Source organism: Kitasatospora sp. NPDC004240 (assembly GCF_053603215.1).
Genome location: NZ_JBSGFD010000319.1, coordinates 1 through 6,304, shown reverse-complemented (window position 1 = coordinate 6,304; position 6,304 = coordinate 1). Strand labels below are relative to the sequence as shown.

Below are 6,304 nucleotides of genomic sequence, written 5' to 3'. Positions count from 1 at the left end.
TCTCTTCACCACATGCCCGCCTCGGCCGACGTGTCCGCCCGCGCGGCGCGGGTGAGGGTCAGCCCCGGGCGGCGCGGGTGAGGGTCAGCCCCGCGCGCCCGCCGGTCGCATCCGCTTGATGCCGACCAGCACCGCGTAGCGCTCCCGGGCCGCGAAGTCGGCGAGCGGCCACACGGCCGGGAGGCCCACCTCCCGGCACAGGTGCAGCACCGCGTCCTCGCCCAGCCAGACGCCCACATGGGCCCCGTACGCGTCGGCGCCGGCGTTGAACAGCAGCAGGTCCAGCAGCCGGGGCGTGCGGACGCGGACGGTGTGTTCGCGGTCGGCCCACAGTTCGTCGGAGCGCAGCGGCGGCGGCGCCGGCCCGAAGCGGGCGAGCACCGCGTAGGCGTAGAGCTGGCAGTTGGCGCCCTCCGCGAGGCCGGGGCGCTCGGCCACGGCGGGTGAGCCGGGGTGGCGGGCGCCGACGTACGGGACGTTCCAGTACCCGGCGGGCAGCTGCGCCGCGAGGGGTGACGGCCGCACGGCGGGGCGCTCAGCCCCGGGGCCCGTCTTCAAAGCCCCGTCGTCCGCCCGGAGGGCGGGGGTTTCAAGACGGGCCCTGGCGCGGGGTGAGGACGGTGTCGAAGGCGACCGTGCCCGGGTCGAGCGCGGTGACGCCGCCGTCGACGGTCAGCACGGCGCCGTTGACCAGCGAGGAGGCGGGCGACAGCAGCCAGGAGATCGCCTCCGCTACCTCCCGCGGCTCACCGGGGCGCTGGATCGGGCTCAGCCGGGTCGCCTGTCCGTACGCCTCCTCGGTGCCGCCGGGCAGCCCGGCCTCCTCGACGAAGCGGGCCATCCGCCGGTCGGCCATCTCGGTGCGCACCCAGCCGGGGCAGACCACGTTCGCCCGCAGCCCGAGGTGGCCGTAGTCGACCGCGAGGGAGCGGCAGAGCTGGAGCAGCGCGGCCTTGGAGGTGGCGTACGCGGCGTTGCCGGGGCCGTTGCGCAGGGCCGACACCGAGGCGACCGCGACGACGGCGCCGCGGGACTCCAACAGGTGCGGCAGGGCGGCGCGTTGCACCAGGAACGGGCCGGTGAGGTTGGTCCGCAGCACCAGCTCCCAGTCCTCGACGCTGATCTCGCCGACCCCGCCGCCGCGCCCGACGCCGGCGTTGACCACCAGGCCGTCCAGCCGGCCGAAGCGCTCCACGGTGGTGTCCACCAGGGACTGCACGTCGGCGGGCTCGGTGGTGTCGGAGACCCGGGCCAGCGCGCCGGTCTCGGCGGCGACCCGCTCCAGCGGTTCGGAGCGCCGTCCGGAGATCACCACGTGGTGGCCGGCGGAGCGCAGCAGCCGGGCGGTGGCCGCGCCGATCCCGGTGCCGCCGCCGGTGACGATCACAACTCGCTGGTCGGCCACGGGACATCGCCTCCGGTGCAGGGGACTGCGGTCCATGGGATCATACGCACACGAGCTGGTGGGTGATCGTGAAGGGTGCCGTGGAGCCGATGGGTCGTCCGGTGACGGGGCTGCGCCTCGATGTGTCCGTTCCCGGGGATCCCGGGAGCGTCCTGGCGGCGGCCGGGCGGGCCGAGCGGGCCGGGATGGACCGCCTGGTGGTGGCCGAGACGGCGCACGACCCGTTCCTGCAGCTGGTGCGGGCGGCCGACCGCACGGAGTCGATCGAGCTGTCCACGGGGATCGCGGTGGCCTTCGCCCGGACCCCGATGACGCTGGCCTACCAGGCCTGGGGCCTGCACGAGGTCTCCGGCGGCCGGGCCGTGATCGGGCTGGGCTCGCAGGTGAGGACGCACGTCGAACGGCGCTTCGGGATGCCCTGGGACCGTCCGGCGGCCCGGATGCGGGAGTACGTGCACGCCGTCCGGGCGATCTGGCACAGCTGGCAGACCGGCGAACGGCTGCGGTTCCGCGGCGACTTCTACACGCACACGGTGATGACGCCGATGTTCGCTCCCCCGCCGGTCGAGGCCGGCCCGCCGCCGATCCTGCTGGCCGGGGTCGGCCCGCTGATGACCGCGACGGCCGGGGCGGTCGCGGACGGCTTCCTGGCACACCCGTTCAGCTCGGTCGACTACCTGGCGCGCCAGGTGCTGCCGGGGGTGCGGGCCGCCCGGGAGCGGGCGGAGGCCGACGGCGAGGCCTGGACGGCGCGGCCGTTCGAGGTCACCGGGAACGTGCTGGCCGCGACCGGGCGCACCGAGGAGGAGCTGGCCGCCAACCGGACCGCGGTGCGCGAGCGCCTCGCCTTCTACGCCTCCACCCCCGCCTACCGGCCGGTGCTGGCCCACCACGGCTGGGAGGAGCTCCACGAGGAGCTGCACCGGCTGTCGCTGCGCGGGAACTGGCAGCGGATGGGCGAGCTGGTCGAGGACGAGGTGTTCGACGCCTTCGCGGTCGCCGGGACGGTGCCGGAGGTCGCCGCGGAGCTGCACCGGCGCTACGCCGGGCTGGTCGACCGGCTGTCGATCGCCTCCGCGGACGGGACCGACCCGGTGCTCGACCTGGAGGTGCTGGCCGCGGTCCGCGCGCTGGGGTGAGCCCCTGCGCCACTCCTGGGCGGGCGGCGGCGGACGGCGGACGGGTCAGCCCAGGCGGTGCATGCTCCAGAGCGGGAGGCGCTCGAAGAACTCGACCGCCTCGGGCCGCCAGTGCCCGTACCAGCCGGCCGCCTCGGCACAGGCCCGCTCGGCCCGCTGCCGGATGTCGGCGCGCAGCGTCTCGTCCACCCCGTGGCGCAGCGCGATCGACCGGACCTCCTCGATCGCCTCCGCGGTGCAGCGCGGGTCGCCGAGCACGGCCTCCACGCGCGCCCGCTCGTCCGGTCCGGCGGCGAGCAGCAGGGCGCGCACCACGTGGTTGCGGCGGCCCTCGCGCAGGTCCGAGCCGGCCGGCTTGCCGAGCACCGCCGGGTCGCCGAACAGGTCGAGGTAGTCGTCGCGCAGCTGCTCGTAGCCGCCGCAGAGGGTGGCGTAGCGGCGCAGGGTCGCGTCATGGGCGGCGTACGCGGCGGGGTCGGCTCCGGCGGCGAGCAGGCCGAGGCGCAGCGGGGCGAGCACGGAGTAGCGGGTGGTCTTGTACTCGGAGACCGAGTCCAGCATCTCCACGCTCGGTTCGGCCTCGAAGTCGCGCTCGATGTCGGCGAGTTGGCCGACGACGCTGTCGGCGGAGGCCTGCGCGTGGACGGCGGCCATGGCGAGCCGCACCTCGGCGGGGGCGGGCGCGGTGAGCAGGACCTGTCCGGACAGGAAGGCCGCGAGGTCGCCGGCCAGGACGGCGAGGCCGAGCGCGGTGTGCTCGCGGCCGGGGAAGCGCTCGCGGTAGGCGTAGTAGGTGGACGGCCCGCCGCGGCGCAGCGGGGAGTCGTCGATGATGTCGTCGTGGATCAGCCCGTGGGTCTGCAGCAGTTCGATGCTCAGCGCGGCCGCGTCGAGGGCGGGCGGGTGCCCGTCGGTGAGCAGCCGGCCGGCCTCGTACAGCACGGCGACCCGCAGGCGTTTGCCGCCGCGCAGGCAGTGGTCCTCGATCAGGTCGAGGCACTCGGGGGCGAAACGGCTCCACCGGGGGGCGTCGAAGCCCTCGCGCAGGGTGGTGAAGTACGCGCGGAAGACGGTGTCGAACCGCTCGCGGTGGGCCGACCAGCGGGCCCGTGGGTCCAGGGGGCCCGGCCGGGTGGTGACGTCGGGGGTCGTGCTCATCGCTGGTCGGTCCGTCTCGGCTGGGGGATCGCGGAGGCCCCGGGCGCACAACGGTGTACGGGACGCACCGCGGTGTACGGGACGCACCCGGGTGCGCGGGGCCGTCCGCCATCATCCCCCACGGCCGCGGGCCGCTCAGCCGGCGGGCCGGTCCCCCGGCAGGACGATCGGGCCGGCCTCGCACACCGCCGGGTCGAAGGCGTCGGCCAGGGCGGGCAGTTCGAAGAGGGCGCCCGAGCGCAGTCCGGGCACCGTCCTGACCCATCGCCAGCCGTGGGCGCGGTGCCGGGCGTGCAGGGCGGGGTTGTCGCTCCAGGCGTCGATCCGGACCACCTGGGCGCCCGCCCGGTGGGCGCGCCGGCGGGCCCAGTCGGTCAGCAGGGTGCCGATGCCCAGGCCCGCGCAGTCGCGGTCCACCACGATCTTCGCCAGGTAGCGGGCCGGGACGGCGAGCTCCTCGGGCGTCCAGCGGCGCCGGTCGCCCCGGGCCAGCAGGCTGGCGGTGGCGACCGGGGCGCCGTCCGGCTCCAGCAGCGCCATCACGGTCGCGCCCCGGGCGATCCAGCGGCGGGCCCGCTTGGCGTTGAACGGCGTGGACCACTGCGGCACGCCGTGCTCGCGGGCGACCCACTCCGCCGCCTGGGCGCGCAGGTCGGCCAGCACCGGGAGGTCCTCCGGCACCGCCGCCCGCAGGTGCAGCGGGCCGGCCGGGCGTCCCCGTACGGCGGTGCCGGGCGCCGCTCCCCCGGCGGTCGGCCCGGTGGTCCGCGCCAGCACGTCCGTCACCGCGGACTCCTTCCGTTCCGTGCGCACCCCGGCCGGGGTGTGGTGGGGCACCGCGTGTCCCCGCGCTGCTGCCCAACGAGCGGCGGCCGGGAACGGAACGGGCGGCGGGTGTGACGGAACCGGGAATCCCGTGCGTGCCCCGGGGAAGCCTTGTGCGCGGCCGCGGCGATTGCGGTAGAACACTCCCGGTATGACGATCAGTCGGGAGATTTTCAGATGAGCGAAGCAGCAGCCCTGTCCCGCCGCGCCCTGATCGCCGGCGCCGCCGCGACCGTGATCGGCTGGAACACCGCCACCCGGTCCTGGGCGACCACCGCCGACGCCGCACCCCCGGCCGGGGGGACGGTCGCCACGATCCCCGCGCTCGACGGCGTGCTGGTCACCGAGGGAGCGGTCCGGCAGGCGTTCGGCACGGACTTCGGACGCCTGGTCACCACCGAACCGCGCGCCGTACTGCGCCCCGGCTCGGTGGAGGACGTCGCCCGGATCATCCGCTACGCCCGCCGCCACCGGATCACCGTCGCCATGAACGGCCAGAGCGGCACCACCGGCCCCGGCCCCGGCGAGGGCCTGGAGTCCCACTCCAGCTACGGCCAGGCCGCCGCCCCCGGCGGGATCTCGATCGACGCCCGCGCCCTGGACCGGATCCTCCACCTCGGCGGCGGCCGGGCCGTCGTCGAGGCCGGGGTCACCTGGGCGCGGCTGACCGACGCCGCGCTGCCCGCCGGCTGGATGCCGCCGTGCCTGCCCGACTACCTGCACCTGTCGATCGGCGGCACGCTGAGCGTCGGCGGGATCGGCGGCGGTGTGCAGAAGCACGGCCTCTCGGTGGACACCGTCGAGTCGATCGACCTGGTCACCGGCACCGGCGAGCTGGTCACCGCCTCCGCCGACAGCCACCGGGACCTCTTCGAGGCGGCGCTGGGCGGCGGCGGCCAGGTGGGCGTCATCGTGCGCGCCACCCTGCGGCTGGCCCCGGCCCGCGAGCGCGCCCTGGTGTTCAGCCTGCGCTACGACTCCCTGCCGGACTACCTGGCCGACCAGGAGCGGATCCTCGCCGACGGCCGCTTCGACCTCCAGGTCGGCGACGCCTCGCTCACCCCCGCCGGCACCTGGCAGTACCGGATGGAGGCGGTCGCCCACTACGACGGCACCGCCGTGCCCGACCGCGAGGCCCTGCTGCGCGGCCTGCGTCCGGCCGCCGGCCCCGACGCGGTCACCGTCACCGACCAGAGCGCGCGCGAGTACGCCTACCGGGTCGACGGCTTCGCCGGCTATCTGAAGGCGGCCGGGTTCTGGGACCGGCCCAAGCCCTGGATGAGCGTGTTCCTGCCCGCCTCCGCCGCCGAGGGGTTCATCCGCGAGACGCTCGCCGAGCTGACCCCGGCCGACCTCGGGGCCGGTCTGCTGCTGCTCTACCCGTTCGCGACGGCGCCGCTGACCCGGCCGGCCGCGGTGATGCCGGACGCACCGGTGCTGTGGCACTTCGACCTGCTCTGCTTCCCCGGCCCGGGCGCGGACGACGCCGCCATGCTGCGGCGCAACCGGCGGGTGTACGACCGCGCGGTGGCCCTCGGCGGCAAGCGCTACCTGATCGGCGCGATCCCGGACATGACGCGGGCCGACTGGCAGCGGCACTACGGCCACCGCTGGGGCGCGCTGCGCGGCGCCAAGCACCGCTGGGACCCGGCGGGCATCCTCACCCCCGGGCAGGGCATCCACGACTGAGCCGGGCGACCGCGCCGGGCGTCGGCGGCCAGGAGTTGGTCATGATGCACCTGTGGGAGCTCGGCGCCCAGCGCCAGACCGATCTCGT

The 6,304-nt window shown here is 76.1% G+C and carries 6 protein-coding genes; 2 read left to right on the top strand and 4 right to left on the bottom strand.

From position 1 onward, the window contains the following. Positions 1–84 precede the first annotated feature (84 nt). Positions 85–525, bottom strand: coding sequence for a hydrolase (locus ACWEQL_RS40105; protein ID WP_452156190.1), 441 nt, complete (start codon positions 523–525; stop codon positions 85–87). 64 nt (positions 526–589) lie between these two features. After that, positions 590–1,405, bottom strand: a complete 816-nt coding sequence (locus ACWEQL_RS40100; protein ID WP_452156188.1) for an SDR family NAD(P)-dependent oxidoreductase — start codon at positions 1,403–1,405, stop codon at positions 590–592. A gap of 62 nt (positions 1,406–1,467) precedes the next feature. On the opposite strand from ACWEQL_RS40100, the gene ACWEQL_RS40095 reads away from it, so the two are divergent. Then, positions 1,468–2,544, top strand: a complete 1,077-nt coding sequence (locus ACWEQL_RS40095) for a TIGR03617 family F420-dependent LLM class oxidoreductase (protein ID WP_452156186.1) — start codon at positions 1,468–1,470, stop codon at positions 2,542–2,544. Positions 2,545–2,589: 45 nt separating this feature from the next. On the opposite strand, the gene ACWEQL_RS40090 is transcribed toward ACWEQL_RS40095, so the two are convergent. Together ACWEQL_RS40090 and ACWEQL_RS40085 are read right to left on the bottom strand one after the other, a co-directional pair. Next, positions 2,590–3,702 (bottom strand): polyprenyl synthetase family protein, encoded by a 1,113-nt coding sequence (locus ACWEQL_RS40090; protein ID WP_452156184.1) that lies wholly within the window; start codon positions 3,700–3,702, stop codon positions 2,590–2,592. A 135-nt stretch (positions 3,703–3,837) separates the two neighbouring features. Then, on the bottom strand, positions 3,838–4,488 hold the full coding sequence (locus tag ACWEQL_RS40085; protein WP_452156182.1) for an N-acetyltransferase family protein: 651 nt from the start codon (positions 4,486–4,488) through the stop codon (positions 3,838–3,840). A 216-nt stretch (positions 4,489–4,704) separates the two neighbouring features. Between ACWEQL_RS40085 and ACWEQL_RS40080 the strand changes: the two genes are divergently transcribed. Continuing rightward, entirely contained in the window at positions 4,705–6,216 is a 1,512-nt protein-coding gene (locus ACWEQL_RS40080) for an FAD-binding protein (RefSeq protein ID WP_452156180.1), read from the top strand. Positions 6,217–6,304: the final 88 nt, after the last annotated feature.

Coding starts and splice junctions, on each gene's coding strand:
- ACWEQL_RS40090 (WP_452156184.1), bottom strand. CDS start 3,702: ATGAGCACGACCCCCGACGTCACCACCCGGCCGGGCCCCCTGGACCCA.
- ACWEQL_RS40080 (WP_452156180.1), top strand. CDS start 4,705: ATGAGCGAAGCAGCAGCCCTGTCCCGCCGCGCCCTGATCGCCGGCGCC.